General features: G+C 61.3%; 16 protein-coding genes. 13 read left to right on the forward strand and 3 right to left on the reverse strand.

Annotated features, from left to right (window positions below; translation table 11 throughout):
- Positions 1 to 13: 13 nt before the first annotated feature.
- Positions 14 to 910 (reverse strand): LysR family transcriptional regulator, encoded by an 897-nt coding sequence (locus C1H69_RS20040; RefSeq protein WP_205738566.1) that lies wholly within the window; start codon positions 908 to 910, stop codon positions 14 to 16.
- A 266-nt stretch (positions 911 to 1,176) separates the two neighbouring features.
- Between C1H69_RS20040 and dctP the strand changes: the two genes are divergently transcribed.
- The 11 genes from dctP (at position 1,177) to purU (ending at position 14,122) form a co-directional block, all read left to right on the forward strand.
- Entirely contained in the window at positions 1,177 to 2,115 is a 939-nt protein-coding gene (dctP, locus tag C1H69_RS20045; protein ID WP_240610026.1) for a TRAP transporter substrate-binding protein DctP, read from the forward strand.
- A gap of 50 nt (positions 2,116 to 2,165) precedes the next feature.
- Positions 2,166 to 2,678 (forward strand): TRAP transporter small permease, encoded by a 513-nt coding sequence (locus C1H69_RS20050; RefSeq protein WP_102655162.1) that lies wholly within the window; start codon positions 2,166 to 2,168, stop codon positions 2,676 to 2,678.
- Positions 2,675 to 3,961: a TRAP transporter large permease gene (locus tag C1H69_RS20055; protein WP_102655163.1), complete on the forward strand. Its 1,287-nt coding sequence runs from the start codon at positions 2,675 to 2,677 to the stop codon at positions 3,959 to 3,961. The genes C1H69_RS20050 and C1H69_RS20055 overlap by 4 nt, the downstream gene beginning before the upstream one ends.
- A gap of 297 nt (positions 3,962 to 4,258) precedes the next feature.
- A complete protein-coding gene (locus C1H69_RS20060; RefSeq protein WP_102655164.1) occupies positions 4,259 to 4,960 on the forward strand; it encodes an isochorismatase family protein in 702 nt (233 codons plus the stop codon).
- A gap of 142 nt (positions 4,961 to 5,102) precedes the next feature.
- The gene (locus C1H69_RS20065; RefSeq protein WP_102655165.1) at positions 5,103 to 6,158 is read left to right on the forward strand and encodes a GlxA family transcriptional regulator; all 1,056 of its coding nucleotides are present in this window, start codon (positions 5,103 to 5,105) and stop codon (positions 6,156 to 6,158) included.
- Between the two features lie 287 nt (positions 6,159 to 6,445).
- A complete protein-coding gene (gene glyA / locus C1H69_RS20070; RefSeq protein WP_102655166.1) occupies positions 6,446 to 7,747 on the forward strand; it encodes a serine hydroxymethyltransferase in 1,302 nt (433 codons plus the stop codon).
- 48 nt (positions 7,748 to 7,795) lie between these two features.
- Positions 7,796 to 9,046, forward strand: coding sequence for a sarcosine oxidase subunit beta family protein (locus C1H69_RS20075; protein ID WP_102655167.1), 1,251 nt, complete (start codon positions 7,796 to 7,798; stop codon positions 9,044 to 9,046).
- Positions 9,047 to 9,166: 120 nt separating this feature from the next.
- On the forward strand, positions 9,167 to 9,526 hold the full coding sequence (locus C1H69_RS20080; protein ID WP_102655168.1) for a sarcosine oxidase subunit delta: 360 nt from the start codon (positions 9,167 to 9,169) through the stop codon (positions 9,524 to 9,526).
- Positions 9,523 to 12,573: a sarcosine oxidase subunit alpha family protein gene (locus tag C1H69_RS20085; RefSeq protein WP_102655169.1), complete on the forward strand. Its 3,051-nt coding sequence runs from the start codon at positions 9,523 to 9,525 to the stop codon at positions 12,571 to 12,573. The genes C1H69_RS20080 and C1H69_RS20085 overlap by 4 nt, the downstream gene beginning before the upstream one ends.
- Positions 12,566 to 13,210, forward strand: coding sequence for a sarcosine oxidase subunit gamma (locus C1H69_RS20090; protein ID WP_102655170.1), 645 nt, complete (start codon positions 12,566 to 12,568; stop codon positions 13,208 to 13,210). The genes C1H69_RS20085 and C1H69_RS20090 overlap by 8 nt, the downstream gene beginning before the upstream one ends.
- A 45-nt stretch (positions 13,211 to 13,255) precedes the next feature.
- Complete coding sequence (purU, locus tag C1H69_RS20095; protein ID WP_102655171.1) at positions 13,256 to 14,122, forward strand: formyltetrahydrofolate deformylase; 867 nt, start codon at positions 13,256 to 13,258, stop codon at positions 14,120 to 14,122.
- On the opposite strand, the gene C1H69_RS24480 is transcribed toward purU, so the two are convergent.
- Positions 14,112 to 14,264, reverse strand: a complete 153-nt coding sequence (locus C1H69_RS24480; protein ID WP_276308783.1) for a helix-turn-helix domain-containing protein — start codon at positions 14,262 to 14,264, stop codon at positions 14,112 to 14,114. The genes purU and C1H69_RS24480 overlap by 11 nt on opposite strands.
- Positions 14,265 to 14,302: 38 nt before the next feature.
- A complete protein-coding gene (locus tag C1H69_RS20105) occupies positions 14,303 to 15,232 on the reverse strand; it encodes a LysR family transcriptional regulator (protein WP_102655172.1) in 930 nt (309 codons plus the stop codon).
- Between the two features lie 297 nt (positions 15,233 to 15,529).
- Between C1H69_RS20105 and C1H69_RS20110 the strand changes: the two genes are divergently transcribed.
- Both C1H69_RS20110 and C1H69_RS20115 read left to right on the forward strand, forming a co-directional pair.
- Entirely contained in the window at positions 15,530 to 16,459 is a 930-nt protein-coding gene (locus C1H69_RS20110) for a beta-keto acid cleavage family enzyme (RefSeq protein WP_102655173.1), read from the forward strand.
- A gap of 1 nt (position 16,460) precedes the next feature.
- Positions 16,461 to 17,222 carry an SDR family NAD(P)-dependent oxidoreductase gene (locus C1H69_RS20115; protein WP_165789549.1) on the forward strand — a complete coding sequence of 254 codons (762 nt, stop codon included), beginning with the start codon at positions 16,461 to 16,463 and terminating at the stop codon, positions 17,220 to 17,222.
- The last annotated feature ends 69 nt before the right edge of the window (positions 17,223 to 17,291 follow it).

Here is a 17,291-nt window from a genome sequence, read left to right on the forward strand (position 1 = left end):
AGCTCCAGCGCTGTCAGATCTTCAGCTCACTTTGCAGCAGGTCGCGCAGCAAGCTGAAGCTCGGACTGATATAGGCGGTGTTCCAGGCCGCTATGGTCTCGATGGTATGCTCTCGCTCCGCCAGGGGAACGATCGCAATATCCTCACGCTTGAACTTCTCCACGCATTCAGAGTAGAGGGAGACCCCCATGTTGGCGGCGACCAGCCCAAAGATGCCGCTGCTGGTGCTGGCCTCCTGGAGGATCTTGGGAGTGAAGCCCGCCTGCATGCACATCCGGAAGACATAGTCGCGAAACTCCCGCCAGCCGCTCTCAGTTCCAAGAATGAATTTTTCATCTGCCAACTCCTCCATCCTCACACTTCCCCTCTCTGCTAGGGGATGGCGCTTCGGCAGGATGACGACAATTCGCTCTCTTGCGGAACGGTGGGTTTCGATGCCTTCGAGCGCCAGGGGGCCAATGAGGAAGCCGACATCGATATCATGGTTCTGGATGGCGTTGTGCTGCTCATGTGATGGCATGTAGACAAGCTCGATCGAGATGTCGGGGTGCTTTTCTTTGAACAGATCTAGAATCCGCGGGAGCACGCCATTGATCGAAAAATCATTGTAGGCCACCGCAATATGTCCGATGTCACCCTCCGTGGCGCGTTGTGCAAGGTGGATCCCACGCTCGAAGTGGGTGAAGGCCTGCTGGCATTCCGCCAGAAACAACCTCCCGGCCTCGGTCAGCTCTACCTGCCGGGTGGTGCGAGAGAACAGTTTGGCCTCGATGCTCTCTTCCAACCCCTTGATCAAGCGGCTGAGTGCTGGCTGAGTTATGCATAGTGTCTCGGCAGCTCGCTTGAAGTGCAAGGCTTCTGCGACAGCTAGAAAGGCCCTGAGGTGGCGCAGGTCGAATCGGAAATTCATGCTCACAATGTTATCAATCCAGGAAAAAACGGCATTAGACGGCAATTGATACGCAGCATAGGCTTTAATCAGTCTAGTGACAATGAACAGACCTTAGTATAACGACAACGATTCGCACTCTGGTGGTATGCCATTCACATCTGAATCAATCATAACTCTGATAATGGGTGGATAAGATGTTGAACCGAACTTGCAGAACCGGCCTACTCGTGACGTCCCTGGCCGCACTGACAGTCGCCTCACAATTCGCTCAGGCGACGACAACCTTGCGCTTCCACAGTGGCTATGCCGAATCCCGGCCGGAGGCCCAGCACTTGAACGATTTCGCGGCTTACGTCGATGAACTGTCGGGTGGCGAGTTGAAGATCGATGTCTTTCACGCCGGCTCCCTTGGATTGAGTGAGCCGGACATGTTGCGTGTGTTGCAGCGCGGAAATGTGGATATGGCGCTGCTGTATGGTGAGTACTATACCCGTGACGCCCCTGCACTGGCTGCCGTCTATGCCCAGGGTGCCATCACCGAACCCGGCCAGCACATGGAGATCCTTCCCATCATTCGCGAGATCTACGAGGAGGGCTTCAGCAAATGGGGCATCCAGACCATTGGCGGTATTGTGTCTCCGGTCTTCAGTGTCGGCATTCACTGTAAGGAGCCGATCAATTCCCTGGCACAGCTGGAGCGCAAGGCTATTCGGGTCTGGTCATCTCAACTGGTCGACGCCTTCGACAGACTCAGTATCTCTGCCGAGGTGATCCCGCAGAACGACATGTATATGGCGTTGCAGACAGGTGTCGTGGATTGCGCCTATTACCTCTCTACCGTCGCCGAAACGGTATCGCTGCATGAGGTGGCCGAGTATGAAGCTTATCTTCACCCTTGGGCTGCCGTGCCGGCCATGTTCGGAGTCAGCCAGCAGACTTGGGGGCGGCTGAGCGATGACCATCGCCAAGTGCTGATCGAGGCCGGTGAGTACATGTGGGAGAAGACCGGTGATGCCGCCGTGGATCCTGTGCGGGAGCAGGCTGCCAGGGAGCGGCGCGAGTCGCTGGGCGTGACGATACTTGACGATTTTTCCGAAGAGGATGTCAGTCGCTTCCAGGAAGCCGCCATGGTGGCGTGGCAGCGGATCGCCGAAAGGGCCGGTGACGAGGGCACTAGAAACTATGCCACTGTCACCGAATATCTCCAAGAGATTCATGACTGATACGGAGAGGCCGGTGTCATGCCGGCCTTGTCTTCCTTGGAGGTAGTCTCATGCATATTTTTGGCAAATTGATTGATAAATTGACTTATAGCCTCTTCTTAATTGGAGTAATGGGCGGTATCGGCATGACGCTGCTGGTCTTCGTCAGTACTGTGCTGCGCTATGTGATAGGGAGACCCATCTATTTTTCCAATGAGCTGGCTGGCCTGCTTTTCCTGTCGCTGACCTTCTTGACCATTCCCCATGTATTGAACATTGGACGGCATATCCGTATTGATTTGGCGGTCAATTCTCTCCGACCTCCAATGAAGCGAGTGACGGGTCTTTTTTCAAGCTTTGTGCTGATCGCCTTTTCTTTGATCTTTATCTATGAGTCGTGGGATTTCATGCGGTTCTCGCTGATGATCGATGCACGCTCGGATATTAGCGGCATACTGCTTTGGCCGTGGATGATCCTGATGCCACTCTCCTTCACACTCTGCATTCTGGTGCAGATCCGTCACGGGCTGAGGTCACCCGAGCTCAGCAAGAGCAATACGGTACCGGCGGAGGTGACCTCATGAATTGGGTCATCCTGAGCGTGGGGTTGTTCACCTTGCTGAGCAGCGGGGCCGTGCTGGGCGCCGCTCTGGGGCTAATTGGCTTCATCTTGCTTCACTTCCAGGCGGGTGGGTCTTCGTCGCTCGCCATCAATTCGGCTTGGAATCTGTTGACTGGCTTCTCTCTCACTGCGGTACCACTTTTCATTTTTCTCGGTGATATTCTGCTTTCCAGCGGGGTGTCAACCAAGGTCTATAATGGCCTGACCCCCCTGTTCCGGCGCGTTCCTGGCAGGCTGCTACATACTAATATTGCCGTCTGCACACTGTTTAGCGCCGTTAGTGGTTCTAGTTCGGCCACGGCTGCCGCCATTGGGTCGATCGGATATCCTGAACTGAAGAATCGTGGCTACTCACCCAGTATGGTGGTCGGTACTTTGGCAGCGGGGGGTACCTTGGGCTTGTTAATCCCTCCCAGCCTTGCGCTGATCATCTATGGGGCTACTCAGAACGTGTCAATCGGCCAGCTGTTTCTGGCGGGTATCGTTCCAGGCCTGATGATTTCCGCTACTTTCTCCATCTGGATCATGATTCGTTCCAAAGTTGGTAGTGTTGTGGTGCCAGATGAGCAAGAGCCCGTCTCACGGTCCGAGATATTAAGAGGGTTGCTTCAGGTCTGGCCGCTGCCGATTCTGATCTTCTTCGTTCTGGGCACCATCTATATGGGAGTCGCCACCCCCACGGAAGCGGCTTCACTGGGTGTGATTGCCAGTGTTTTCATGGGTTTTACCTGGGGTGATCTAACTTTATCGAAGCTCTGGTCTGCCTTTGTCAATGCCACTATTATGTTCAGCGCCATCGCATTTATCATGCTGGGTACGGCGATTCTTTCTCAGGCAGTCAGCCTGTTGGCATTGCCAAGAGAGGCTGTAGCCTTTATCGCTGATCTGGGCTTCAATCGCTATGGCATCCTAGTCATGGTTATTATGGTCTACATCATACTTGGGTGTTTCTTTGATGGTATCTCGCTACTGCTGATGACCCTACCAATTACATTTCCCATGATGATGGCATTGGGGTTTGATCCGATCTGGTTTGGCATCATCGTCACCCTGTTGATGGAGATCGGTATGATTACACCGCCAGTAGGCCTCAACCTCTTCGTTTTGACCTCAATTACCAAGAATGAGGTCAGCCTGACATCGGCGGCCTGGGCGTCTTTACCTTATTGGCTGATATTGCTGGGTGCGGTGGGGCTCTACACCCTGCTTCCAGGTATAGTGCTGTGGCTGCCCGGTTTCTGGTAGCACTGATAAACCATTATTGGCTCTCTTGGATAGATGATCAGTATTATTTAATGTATGACTGGACTTGGCTGCAACCACTTTTGTTGCAGCTTTTTTTATGGTGCAGCGAAGATGGAGTTAGGACTTTGGCTCTAGGTTTTCATTGTTGTGATTAGATGCATCAATGCCGGATGAAAATGAATTAGACGGCATTAGACTCCAGACATAGGCTTGGAAGTGCCAAATGGCAAAAATACCTGCTGCCAATGTGCTGGCCGTTCTCGGCAACGGTAATCATCATTATATGGAGTGACCAAGATGTCTCAAGATCTGATGGTAATGTTGGAACAAGCCTTTGAAGAGTCCACCAAGCTTTATAAGGAGCGGGGCTTTCAGCGCCGGGTCGGTTTCGGCAAGAGGCCGGCGCTGGTAAGCGTTGACCTCGCCAATGCATGGACGCGTCCGGGCAATCCCTTCACCTGCGACCAGGAGAAGATGGATAACGAAATCATTCCTGGTATGCAGAAACTCCTCAAGGCGTTCCGCGCCGCGAATCTGCCGGTTATTCACGTGACGACAGCTTATGAAATCACCGACCGCAATGCGTCTTTCACCGACATGGGGCTGTGGCATAACAAGATTCCCATCGATGTCGTCAATCTTGCCGACAAGGAGCTTTGGGCTATCGATTCGCGCATCGCTCCGATCGAGGGTGAATATACGCTTTTGAAGAAGCGCGCTTCGTCATTCCATGGTACCGAACTTGCTGGCATCCTTCGTGCCAATGGAGTCGACACGATACTCGTGACTGGTGTGACGGCCTGTGCTTGTGTACGCCAGACGATCTGTGACGGCATCGCAGACGGTTTCCGCCCTATCGCAGTCAAGGAGTGCATCGGTGACCGGGTGCCGGGCGCGGTGGCCTGGAACCTGTTTGATATCGATGCCAAGTTCGGGGATGTGGAGTCTGTTGATCGCTGTGTCGATTACCTGAACACCATCGGCCAGTCCCGATCCTGATCCTGTCGCCAGCTAAACCCGCAGGCAGCGAGCCCGCAATGGTTCGCTTCCTGCGTTAAGCGGTCGGGCCCGGTGGCAAGGTAGGCTATGATATCGAGCTTGGAACGTGAGAACGCCAACCATGCCTACAGGACGGATTGCCATGACGCCAGGAGCAGCCCCGATTTATCCCTCTCAGGGCGAGCGCCTGTCAGTGGGTTTCGTCCTGCTGCACCGTTTCACGCTGTTCCCCTTTGCGGCTTTCGTCGACTGCCTGCGTCTGGCGGCCGACGAGGGCGATCGCAGCCGCCAGTTGCGTTGTCACTGGACCTTCATGACCAGCGCTGGCCAGGAGGCCGTTTCCAGCTGCGGTGCTGCGGTTTCCCCCTGCCGGACGTTCCGGGATCCCGGTGAATTCGACTACATCGTGGTGATCGGCGGCGTCCAGGACCAGCAGGACCAGGTCGATACCACGGCGCTGGCCTATCTACGTCAGGCGGCGGCTGCCCAAGTGCCGCTGGTCGGGCTGTGTACCGGGGTATTCGCCCTTATCCAGGCGGGGCTGATGAAGGAGCGGCGCTGCTGTGTCAGCTGGTATCACCACCACGACATGGTCCAGCGCTTTCCCGCCATCGAGCCGGTGGCTGACCGGCTTTTTATCGATGATGGTGACCGCATCACCTGCGCGGGGGGCGCGGCGGCGGCGGATCTGGCCGCCTACCTGGTCGAGCGGCACCTGGGGAAAGCCTGGGCGATGAAGAGCCTGCATATCATGCAGCTCGACGAAGCGCGTATCGGGGCTCATGCGCAGCCGCAGCCGGTGGTGTTCGGGAAGATCGAGGATCGCCTGGTGCGTCGCTCCATTGCCCTGCTCGAGCAGCATCTGGGTGAGGCGATCTCCATGGAGGTGCTCGCCGAGCGCGTGGGGACGTCGCGTCGCAACCTGGAGCGTCGCTTCCGCGAGGTGTTGGGCGTCGGCCCCCAGAAGTTTTCCCGGGACCTGCGCCTGCGCTATGGCGTCTGGCTGCTGCACTACACCGGCAAGAGCATCACCGAGATCGGCGAGCGCTGTGGTTTCGCCGATACGCCGCACTTTTCCCGCCACTTCCGTAGCGCCTTCGGCATGTCCCCATCGGAGATGCGCAAGCGTGCCAGCGAGCCCGGCGGTGATCGGGTCGATCCCTTTTTCCTGCATGTCGAGGGACGCCCGGCGCTCTGAGCCGCCGTGCCCCTTCGCCCGCCTCACGCGGCGCCAAGCCAATTTCCCCAAGCGGCTACCAGCCCGACGATCCGGCAATGGCCGCGTTCTGGACCGACTCGTGCGTTCAGGGAGTCTGTCGCATTTATTCAATCTTTCTCTCTCCCGCAGGCCTTTAATCGAAGCATGAGCCGAACCGCCTTCGCGCTGATTATCTGCGCATAAGGATTTCAAATTTTTCACGTCGGCAGGTTGCCGATAGATTCGAAGACACGCCCTGCTACTACCGATAACAACAGGAGTCAGTCATGAACAAGGTTGGCCTCACCACATTCGATTCCCAGGTCGCTGCAGCCATTGCCGACGAGGTGGCGCGGCAGGAAGCCCACGTCGAGCTGATCGCTTCCGAGAACTACGCCAGCCGCGCGGTGATGGAGGCCCAGGGCACTCAGTTGACCAACAAATACGCCGAGGGCTATCCGGGCAAGCGTTACTACGGCGGCTGCGAGTACGTCGACGTGGTCGAGAAGCTCGCCATCGAGCGCGCCTGTGACCTCTTTGGCGCCGACTATGCCAACGTTCAGCCGCATTCCGGCGCCCAGGCCAATGCCGCCGCGTTCATGGCGCTGGTCAAGCCAGGCGATACCGTGCTGGGCATGAGCCTGGCCCACGGCGGCCACCTGACTCATGGTGCGGCGCCGAACTTCTCCGGCAAGCACTACCACGCCGTGCAGTACGGCCTGAACCCGGAGACCGGCGAGATCGACTACGAGGAAGTCGAGCGCCTGGCGCGTAGCCACAAGCCGAAGATGATCATCGCCGGCTTCTCCGCCTACTCCCGAGTGGTGGACTGGCGGCGCTTCCGCGACATCGCCGATGAGGTCGGCGCCTGGCTGCTGGTCGACATGGCCCATGTGGCGGGGCTCGTGGCGGCCGGCCTCTACCCGAGCCCGCTGCTCCATGCCCACGTGGTGACCACCACCACGCACAAGACGCTGCGCGGCCCGCGTGGCGGCCTGATCCTCTCCGCCCACGGCGATGCGGACCTCTACAAGAAGCTCAACGGTGCGGTCTTCCCGGGCCAGCAGGGCGGCCCGCTGATGCATGTGATCGCGGCCAAGGCGGTGGCCTTCAAGGAGGCCATGAACCAGGACTTCGTGCGCTACCAGCAGCGGGTGATCGACAACGCCCGGGCCATGGCCGGAGTCTTCATCGATCGTGGCTATGACGTGGTTTCCGGCGGTACCGACGACCACCTGTTCCTGGTCTCGCTGATCAAGCAGGGCGTCACCGGCAAGGATGCCGACGCGGCGCTGGGCCGTGCCCATATCACGGTCAACAAGAACGCCGTGCCCAACGATCCCGAGAGCCCCTTCGTCACGTCGGGTTTGCGTATCGGCACCCCGGCGATCACCACGCGCGGTTTCGGTGAGAGCGACAGCACCGATCTGGCCGGCTGGATCTGCGACATTCTCGACGTGCTGACCGAGCGCGGCAACACCGACGCCGTGGAGGCCGAGGTGCGCGAAAAGGTCGCCGAGCTCTGCGAACGGCACCCGGTGTACGGTGCCGCCGCCCCGGCAGCGGCCCACGAAACCGCCACCGCCTGAACCCGCATGGGCCGGCCCAGCCCAGCGGAGCCGGTCGAGGAGAGAGTTATGCAACGCTATTCAGGATTCGGGCTGGTGAAACACGCCCTTAGCCACCACGAGAACTGGGAGCGCCAGTGGCGCAACCCCACGCCGAAAAAGCAGTACGACGTCATCATCGTCGGCGGCGGCGGCCACGGCCTGGCCACCGCCTACTACCTGGCCAAGGAGCACGGCATCACGAACGTTGCGGTGGTCGAGAAGGGCTGGCTGGGCGGCGGCAACACCGCCCGCAATACCACCATCGTGCGTTCCAACTATCTCTGGGACGAGTCGGCGGCGCTCTACGAGCATGCGATGACGCTGTGGGAAGGGCTCTCCCGGGATCTCAACTACAACGTGATGTTCTCCCAGCGCGGCGTCATGAACCTGGGCCATACCCTGCAGGACATGCGCGACATCCAGCGCCGGGTCAACGCCAACCGGCTCAACGGTATCGACGGCGAGGTACTCACGCCCGAGCGGATTCAAGAGATCGTGCCGATCATGGACTGCTCGAAGAATGCCCGCTATCCGATCCTGGGCGCCTCCTGGCAGCCCCGGGCCGGCGTGGCGCGCCATGACGCCGTGGCCTGGGGCTATGCCCGTGCCGCCGATGCGCTCGGCGTCGACCTGCTGCAGAACACCGAGGTCACCGGCTTCAAGATCCGCGACGGTCGCGTCTTTGGCGTGCATACCAATCGCGGCGACATCGAGGCCAAGACCGTCGGCTGCGTGGCGGCGGGCAACTCCGGCGTACTGGCGAAGCTGGCCGGCTTCCGGCTGCCCATCGAATCGCATCCGCTACAGGCGCTGGTCTCCGAGCCGCTCAAGCCGGTGCTGGATACGGTGGTGATGTCCAACCACGTGCATGGCTATATCAGCCAGACCGACAAGGGCGACCTGGTGATCGGTGCCGGCATCGACGGCTACAACGGCTACGGCCAGCGCGGCAGCTATCCCACTGTGCAGCACACGTTGCAGGCCATCGTCGAGATGTTCCCGATCTTCTCGCGGGTGCGCATGAACCGTCAGTGGGGCGGCATCGTCGACACCTGCCCCGATGCCTGTCCGATCCTGTCGAAGACGCCGGTCAAGGGCCTGTTCTTCAACTGCGGTTGGGGCACCGGCGGCTTCAAGGCCACCCCGGGCTCGGGTCACGTATTCGCCTGGACCCTGGCCAGGGGGAAGACGCATCCGCTCGCCGCTCCCTTCTCCATCGACCGCTTCCATAGCGGGGCGTTGGTAGACGAGCACGGTGCCGCCGGCGTGGCCCACTGACTTCTGCGAGCTGCGCCACGCGATGGCTGCGTTGTCCGATTCATCGGACGCCTTGCCCTCACGCGGCTCGCTGGCGCAGAAGCTCACAGCTCTTATCCCGACTTACGGGGGGAATAAATAATGTTCCATATCTACTGCCCCTACTGCGAGGAGCTCCGTGAAGAAGAGGAGTTCCACCCCAAGGGCCAGGCGCACATCGCCCGCCCTGTGGACCCCGAGGCCTGCAGCGACGAAGAGTGGGGCGACTACCTGTTCTTCCGCGACAACCCGCGCGGTATCCACCACGAGCTGTGGGTGCACGCCGTCGGCTGCCGCAAGTTCTTCAACATCACGCGTAACACCGTGAGCTACGAGATTCTCGAGACCTACAGGATGGGCGAGCAGCCCCGCTTCACGGCCGGGCACCCCGAAGGGAAACCCGCCGAACAAGTGGCCGCCGAGGCGGAAGCGGTTTCGCGTCAGGAAGGAGTCAAGGCATGAGCCAGTCGTTGAAACAGCCGAATCGTCTTCGTGAGGGCGGGCGCATCGATCGTTCCCACACCCTGCATTTCACCTTCAACGGCAAGCGCTACCTGGGTCATGCCGGTGACACCCTGGCCTCGGCGCTGCTGGCCAATGGGGTGGACATCGTCAACCGCAGCTTCAAGTACTCGCGCCCCCGCGGCATTGTCGCCGCCGGCCCCGAGGAGCCCAATGCACTGGTCCAGCTGGGCAGCACCGAGGCGGCCCAGGTGCCCAACGTGCGTGCCACCCAGCAGGCGCTGTTCGACGGGCTTACGGCACAGAGCACCAATGGCTGGCCCAACGTCCAGCGCGATGTCATGAGCCTGGTGGGCAAGCTGGGCGGGCGCTTCATGCCCCCGGGCTTCTACTACAAGACCTTCATGGCCCCGGCTTCCCTGTGGATGACGTATGAAAAGTACATCCGCAAGGGCGCAGGTCTCGGGCGCAGCCCCATGGTGCCGGACCCCGATGTCTACGATCATCTGAACCAGCACTGCGATGTGCTGGTGGTCGGCGCCGGCCCCGCCGGGCTGGCCGCGGCACTGACCGCGGCGCGCAGCGGGGCCCGGGTGATCCTCTGCGACGAGCAGGAGGAGATGGGCGGCTCGCTGCTGGACAGCCGCGAGCTGCTCGACAACCAGCCGGCCGACCAGTGGGTCGCTCAAGTGCTGGAGGAACTCGCCAGGCTGGACAACGTCACGTTGCTGGCCCGCACCACCGCCAATGGCTATCACGATCATCATTTCGTGACGCTCCACGAGCGGCGCACCGAGCATCTCGGCGAGACCGCACCGGTTGTCGACGATTACCGTCCTTCCCGCTCGCGCATGCACCACGTGCGCGCCGGGCAGGTGCTGCTGGCCACCGGGGCTCACGAGCGGCCGCTGGTCTATGCCAACAACGATGTGCCGGGCAACCTGCTGGCCGGTGCCGTCTCCACCTATATCCGCCGCTATGGCGTGGTGCCGGGCAACAGGCTGGTGCTTTCCACCAGCAACGATCACGCCTACCGCGCCGCCCTGGACTGGTTCGATGCCGGGCGCGAGGTGGTGGCCATCGCCGATGCGCGCCGGGCGCCGGACGGCGACCTGGTGGCACAGGCACGCGAGCGCGGTATTCGTATTATCGAAGGCGCAGCGGTGCTAGAGGCCAAGGGCAGCACCCGGGTGAGCGGCGTCCGCGTTGCCACCATCGACGCCGCGGCCTTCAAGGTCACCGGCCAGGCCGAGACCCTGGCCTGCGACACCATCGCCAGCTCCGGCGGCTATAGCCCGGTGATCCATCTGGCCTCCCACACCGGCGCCCGTCCGAGCTGGAACGACGAGATCCTGGGCTTCGTGCCCGGCCTGGTGAAGGGCGTGCACGCCGCCGGCAGTGCCCGTGGCATCCACGACCTGGCGGCAGGGCTGGCCGACGGCGTCGCCATGGCCGCGCGGGCCCTCGAGACGCTTGGCATGACCTCCAGGGCGATCGAGCTGCCCCAGATCGACACCCGCCGCGAAGGCGCCGCCTGCGGCCTCTATCAGGTGCCCCACGAGAAGCCGACCCTGCGCGCGCCGAAGCAGTTCGTCGACCCGCAGAACGACGTCACCGCCGCTGGCGTCGAGCTTGCCACCCGCGAGGGCTTCGAGTCCATCGAGCATATCAAGCGCTACACCGCCATGGGCTTCGGCACCGACCAGGGCAAGCTGGGCAACATCAACGGCATGGCCATCGCCGCGCGCTGCCTGAACAAGTCGATTCCCGAGGTGGGCACCACGGTGTTCCGCCCCAACTACACGCCGGTCACCTTCGGCGCCATCGTCGGCCGACACTGCCGCGAGCGATTCGACCCCGAACGCTACACCGCGCTGCACCAGTGGCACGTGGAGAACGGCGCCGAGTTCGAGGACGTCGGCCAGTGGAAGCGCCCCTGGTACTTTCCAACCATCGTCAATGGCAAGAAAGAGACGATGCACGAAGCGGTGGCCCGCGAGTGCCGCGCGGTGCGCGAGAAGGTCGGCATCCTCGACGCCTCGACCCTGGGCAAGATCGACATCCAGGGCCCCGACGCCCGCGAGTTCCTGGGGCGGATCTATACCAACAAGTGGGAGAAGCTGGCCGTCGGCCGCGCCCGCTATGGCCTGATGTGCAAGGACGACGGCATGGTTACCGACGATGGCGTGACTACCTGCCTGGCCGACAACCACTTCCTGATGACCACCACCACCGGTGGCGCCGCGGCGATCCTCGAATGGCTGGAGCTTTGGCATCAGACCGAATGGCCGGAGCTGAACGTCACGTTCACCTCGGTGACCGACCACTGGGCGACCATGACCATTACCGGTCCCGAGGCGCGCAAGCTGCTGGCCGAGATCAGCGACATCGATCTCGACCGCGAGCGTTTCAAGTTCATGGATTGGCGGGCCGGCAAGGTGGCCGGGGTACCGGCCAGGGTTTTCCGCATCTCCTTCACCGGTGAGCTCACCTACGAGATCAACGTCCAGGCCAACTACGCCATGCACGTGTGGAAGACGCTGTTCACACATGGCGAGACGTATGGTCTGACTCCCTACGGGACGGAAACGATGCACGTCCTGCGCGCCGAGAAGGGCTTCATCATCGTCGGCCAGGACACGGATGGTTCGGTGACCCCGGAGGATCTCGGCATGCAATGGTGTGTCGGTTACGACAAGCCCTACTCCTGGGTGGGCAAGCGCGCCCTGTCGCGCTCCGATACCCGGCGCGACGGCCGCAAGCAACTGGTGGGTCTCAGGCCCAAGGACCCGGCGGTGGTGCTGGAGGAGGGCGCCCAGATCGTGCTCGATCCCGATCATCCGGTGCCTGTGCCGATGGTCGGCCACGTGACCTCCAGTTACTACAGCCCGACCCTGGATAGCGGCTTCGCCCTGGCGGTGGTCAAGGGTGGCCACCAGCGCATGGGCGAGACCGTCTACCTGCCCATGGCCGACGGCAAGACCCACGCCGCGGAAATCGTCAGCCCGATCTTTGTTGACCCCAAGGGAGAGCGCCAGCATGTCTGATCCCGTTGCGACCACGGCCTTCGATACCCGGCCCGACACGAGCGTGCCGACCGAGTCCCCCCTGGCCTGGTCCTACCATGAAACCGGCTGCCCAGGCGTCAGCCAGAAGAGCCGCGTGGTGTTGCGCGAGCGCGCCATGCTAGGCCACCTGATTCTGCGCGGTGGCGCCATCGCCCTCGACGAGGCGCTGCGCGAGGTGCTCGGCCTCGCCTTGCCTGCGCGGCCCGGCGGGCTGAATCACGACAGCGAGGGCGTGCGCTCGATACAATGGCTCTCGCCGGACGAATGGCTAGTGATCGTGCCCGGCGGCGAAGCGTTCGCCCTCGAGCAGCGCCTGCGCAACGCCCTGGGCGGTGCCCACTACGCCATCGTCGACGTCAGCGGCGGCCAGACTCTCATCGAACTCGAGGGCGAGGCGGCCCGCGAGCTGCTGATGAAGTCGACGCCCTACGATGTCCATCCCGCGAATTTTCCGGTGGGGAAGGGCGTGACGACGGTATTCGCCAAGGCCACCGCCATCGTCAGGCGGCCGACGGAGGATCGTTGGGAGCTGGTGGTGCGCCGGAGCTTCGCCGACTACTGCTATCGCTGGCTGCTGGATGCCGGCGAGGAGTATGGCGTCGGTGTCGAGGCCTGACAGGGGCGGGGCCGGCCGCCGCCGGCCCCTCCAGGAGAGAACATCATGCAAGACAACGACAATCGCTGGATCCTGGCGGCCCAGTGCGCGAGCCGGCTCGGCACTGTGGATGTGGTAACGCGCTTCCTCAAGGAGAGCCGCTGCTATATCACCGAGCAGCACTCCTTCGACGACCGGCTCGGCGGGGGCTTCTTCATTCGCACCGAATTCCGGCCCGAGGCGGAAGGCTTCGACGCTGCGGCTTTCGAGGCCGGCTTTGCCGAGCGCGCCGCCGAGTTCGACATGAGCTTCGAGCTGACCCCGCCGGGGCGGCGGATGCCGGTGGTCATCATGGTTTCCAAGGCCGACCACTGCCTCAACGACCTGCTCTACCGTTACCGCATAGGGCAGTTGCCTATCGACATCCGCGCCATCGTTTCCAATCACCCGGATCTGGAGTCGTTGGCGGCCTGGCACGAGATTCCCTATCACCACTTCCCTATCACGCCGGAGGCCAAGGCCGAGCAGGAAGCCAGGGTATGGCGGGTGGTCGAGGAGACCGGTGCCGAACTGGTGATCCTGGCGCGCTACATGCAGGTGCTGTCGAGCAACATGTGCAAGAAACTCAGCGGCCGTGCGATCAATATCCACCATTCCCTGCTGCCGGGCTTCAAGGGCGCCAAACCCTACCACCAGGCCTATGACAAAGGGGTCAAGCTGGTCGGTGCCACCGCTCACTACATCAACGACGACCTCGATGAGGGCCCGATCATCAGCCAGGGGGTCGAGCCGGTCGGCCACACCGACTACCCGGCAGACCTGGTAGCCAAGGGGCGCGACATCGAGTGCCTGACTCTGGCTCGAGCGATAGCCCTGCATGTGGAGCGCCGTGTCTTTCTGCACGCCAACCGTACGGTCGTGTTCAACCGTTAGCCAGCCGCCAAGCTACATCCCGCGACACGGTACTCGATGCACGTCTCAGATGGCTGGCGATGACCCGGACCGAGTGAGTGGCTCGCATCATCATGATGGCGGCTCGGTCTTCAGTAGTGAGATGGCGGTAGCAATGGGTCATGGCAACACCGTACCTGGTGGGTCAGGTGTTGCACTTGGTCATTGAGACCGTCCTTCCGGGCTCGCCGGAAGCGTCGCGGCGAAGTATTCGCGCATGTAATCGATGAAAGCGCGGGCCACCCGCCGCGTTGGCATTTGCGGTAGCTGTATCGCCGCGATTCGCAGCGGCTGGACCTTTTCTTCGACAGGGAGCGTGCACACAATCGTGCCGTCATAGGTCATGGAAGTCTTTGGCACCAGCCCGAGCAGCCCATACCCCAGCCCGTTGCCCGTGAGCGACCGCACCATTTCGAATGAGTTCGGCAAGTACCGCAGATTGGGCTTGATACCTAGGCTTCTGAACAGCGACAACAGGTAGTCGCGCGAATGCGGCATGTCCATGAGGATAAGGGGTTCCGGTGCGATCTCCCTTAGCGAAACCCGTTGTTGCCGGGCCATGGGATGGTCTTGCGCGAGCACCACATGAGGCGAGATCTCCGCCAGCCAAGTGATCTCGAACTCGTCAAGCTCGCACAAATCGAAGGTCAGCGCGAGCTCATAACGGGCGTCCCTCACACCTTCGAGGATTTCCGCCTGGTCGCCCTCGTCGAACTCCACTCGCACGTCGGGGTAACGGTGCTGAAAACCAGCCAGCAGGGAGGCGAAGTAGGCAGGCGCCATATTGATGAAGCAGGCCATGCGGAGGCGGCCGGAGAGCTCGGCGTCCAAGGCGTTGGCTATGGTCTGAAACTCTTCCGCGTGCGCAAGCAGCATCCTCGCCTCGGGCAGAAGGTGCTGTCCCACAGGCGTGAGTATCACACCCGACGAGCGCTTCCTGACGAACAGCTGTTGGCCTATGGATTCTTCCAGATGGGATATTGCTGCGGACACCGATGGTTGGGAGACGTATAGCCGCCGTGCTGCAGCGGTGACACTGCCTTCCTCGGCGGTCGTCACGAAGTAACGTAAGCCGCGTAACGAGAAGTTCATAGGCTTGTCCTTGGTAGTGAATCAGAAAAAGGTATTTTCTTAAAGTTTACTGCTGCACTAGCCTTGAACCTAGCCTAAGCGAAGCATCGAAGCCTGCAGTAAATCTGCAGCGAATAGATTCCAGCTTATACAGGGGATGTTCGGGTAAACACACTCTCGCCCCTTCATACCGAACCAGTTTGAAATTTGGCATTGGCCGGTTAAAAAAGACTAATTTCTTATATCTCATATGCGTGAGATATACGTTATCTCGACGGTGTCTTACGAGCTTGGCGGGCAAAACAAAAGGAGGAACACATGCAACCGAATATGTACCCGGATGAAAAAGTTGTCCTGACCATCGCGACCACAGGCGGCCTGCATGGCCGAGAGGCGAACTCTGCGCTTCCCGAACAGCCGGAGGATATCATCGCTGCGTTCGAGCAATGCTTTGCTGCGGGCGCGACGGTGGCTCACATCCATGTACGCGACAGGGAGGGCCGCACTTCCGCGGACCCCGCCATCTATTCGGGAGTGATCGCCGGCATCAAGGAGCGCTGCCCGGGGATGATCACCCAAGTCGGCAATGGCATCGGCATACGTCGCGAGGGCGACGGGACGTGGAGCGGGTTTACCCAGGAGCAGCGCATGGCGCTTCTGGATATGGACGTGGTGCCGGACATGCTCACCGTGAATGCCGGCACCTTCCACTTCGCGCACAAGGACGCAGAATTCCTGTTCGACAACTCCAAGGCCTGGAACCGCGACTTCATCACGGCTTGCAAAGAGCGCGGCATCGTCAACGAGCTCGAAGTCTACGACATCAGTCACATCGCCAATATGCTGCAGTTGCGCGACGAGGGCATTCTTGAGGGGACGCTGCACTTCAGCTTCGTGATGGGCATCAACGGCGGTATGCCCGCCGATCCGCGCTATCTGATGATGATGCTCGATGCCATCCCCGAAGACTCGAGCTGGCAGATCGTCTCCGTCGGCCGTTCGCAGCTGCCGCTAACGTCCATGGCCGTCTGCATGGGCGGCAATATGCGCACCGGCTTCGAAGATACCGTGTTCTACCGGCGTGGCGAGCTGGCCGAGAGCAACGCGCAGTTGGTCGAGCGCGCCGTGCGCATCATCCGTGAGCTGGGACGCGACGTTGCGACCATCGATGAGGCACGCCGCATGCATCACATGGCGCCCGTCGGCGCCAAGGCTGCCGTAGGTACCAAAGCTGCCGTAGGTGCCTGACGTGAACGCTGACCTGTTCTCAGTCGAGGGAAAAGTGATCCTGGTCGCAGGCGGTGCCCGCGGCCTTGGCCGCTATCTAGCTGGCGAGTTGGCGGCGCACGGCGCCCACGTAGTGCTGGCGGATCGGCTCGTCGACGAGGGCGAGGCGGCGGTTGCGGAGCTGCCTGGTAGCGGGCACGGTTTCCAGTTCCTGGACCTGCTCGATCATCATGGGGTACACGCGGCCGTGGCCCAGGCCGAGGCGAGCTTCGGTGCGCTGGATGTTGTGCTGAACAGCGCCGGCATCGCGGCCATCGCGCCGGCCATGGAGATGGACATCACCGATTTCGAAAGGACCCTGGCGGTGAACGTCACGGGCGCTTTTGCCTTGTCGCGCGCCGCCGCGGCAGCGATGCGACGGCGGGAAGGAGGCCGCATCGTCCATCTGGCCTCGGTGTCCAGCTGCGTCGTGAATCCGCAGTACGCAGCCTATTCCACCAGCAAGGCCGCGCTTTCCCAACTGGTTCGAATTCTCGCGCTGGAGTGGGCCGAGTCCGGAATTACTGTCAATGCGATCGGCCCGGCGATGACGCCAACGCCGCTGACGGAGGTTCAGCTTCTCGCCGACGAAGAAAGTCGGCGCAAAGCGCTTGGCAAGATTCCGATGGGGCGCTACGGCAGGCCCGGGGATCTGCTAGGTGCACTGCTGCTTCTGGCCTCCCCGGCCGGTAGCTTTATCACCGGTCAGACCCTGTTTGTAGACGGTGGCCGCACCCTGCTGTGAGTCGTATCCAGGACGGCCAGTAATAACAAGAACGGTGCCAAGAGCCGTATACCAACCGGTGCAAAAGTG

Source organism: Billgrantia endophytica (assembly GCF_002879615.1).
In the GTDB taxonomy this organism is placed as follows: Bacteria; Pseudomonadota; Gammaproteobacteria; order Pseudomonadales; family Halomonadaceae; genus Halomonas; species Halomonas endophytica.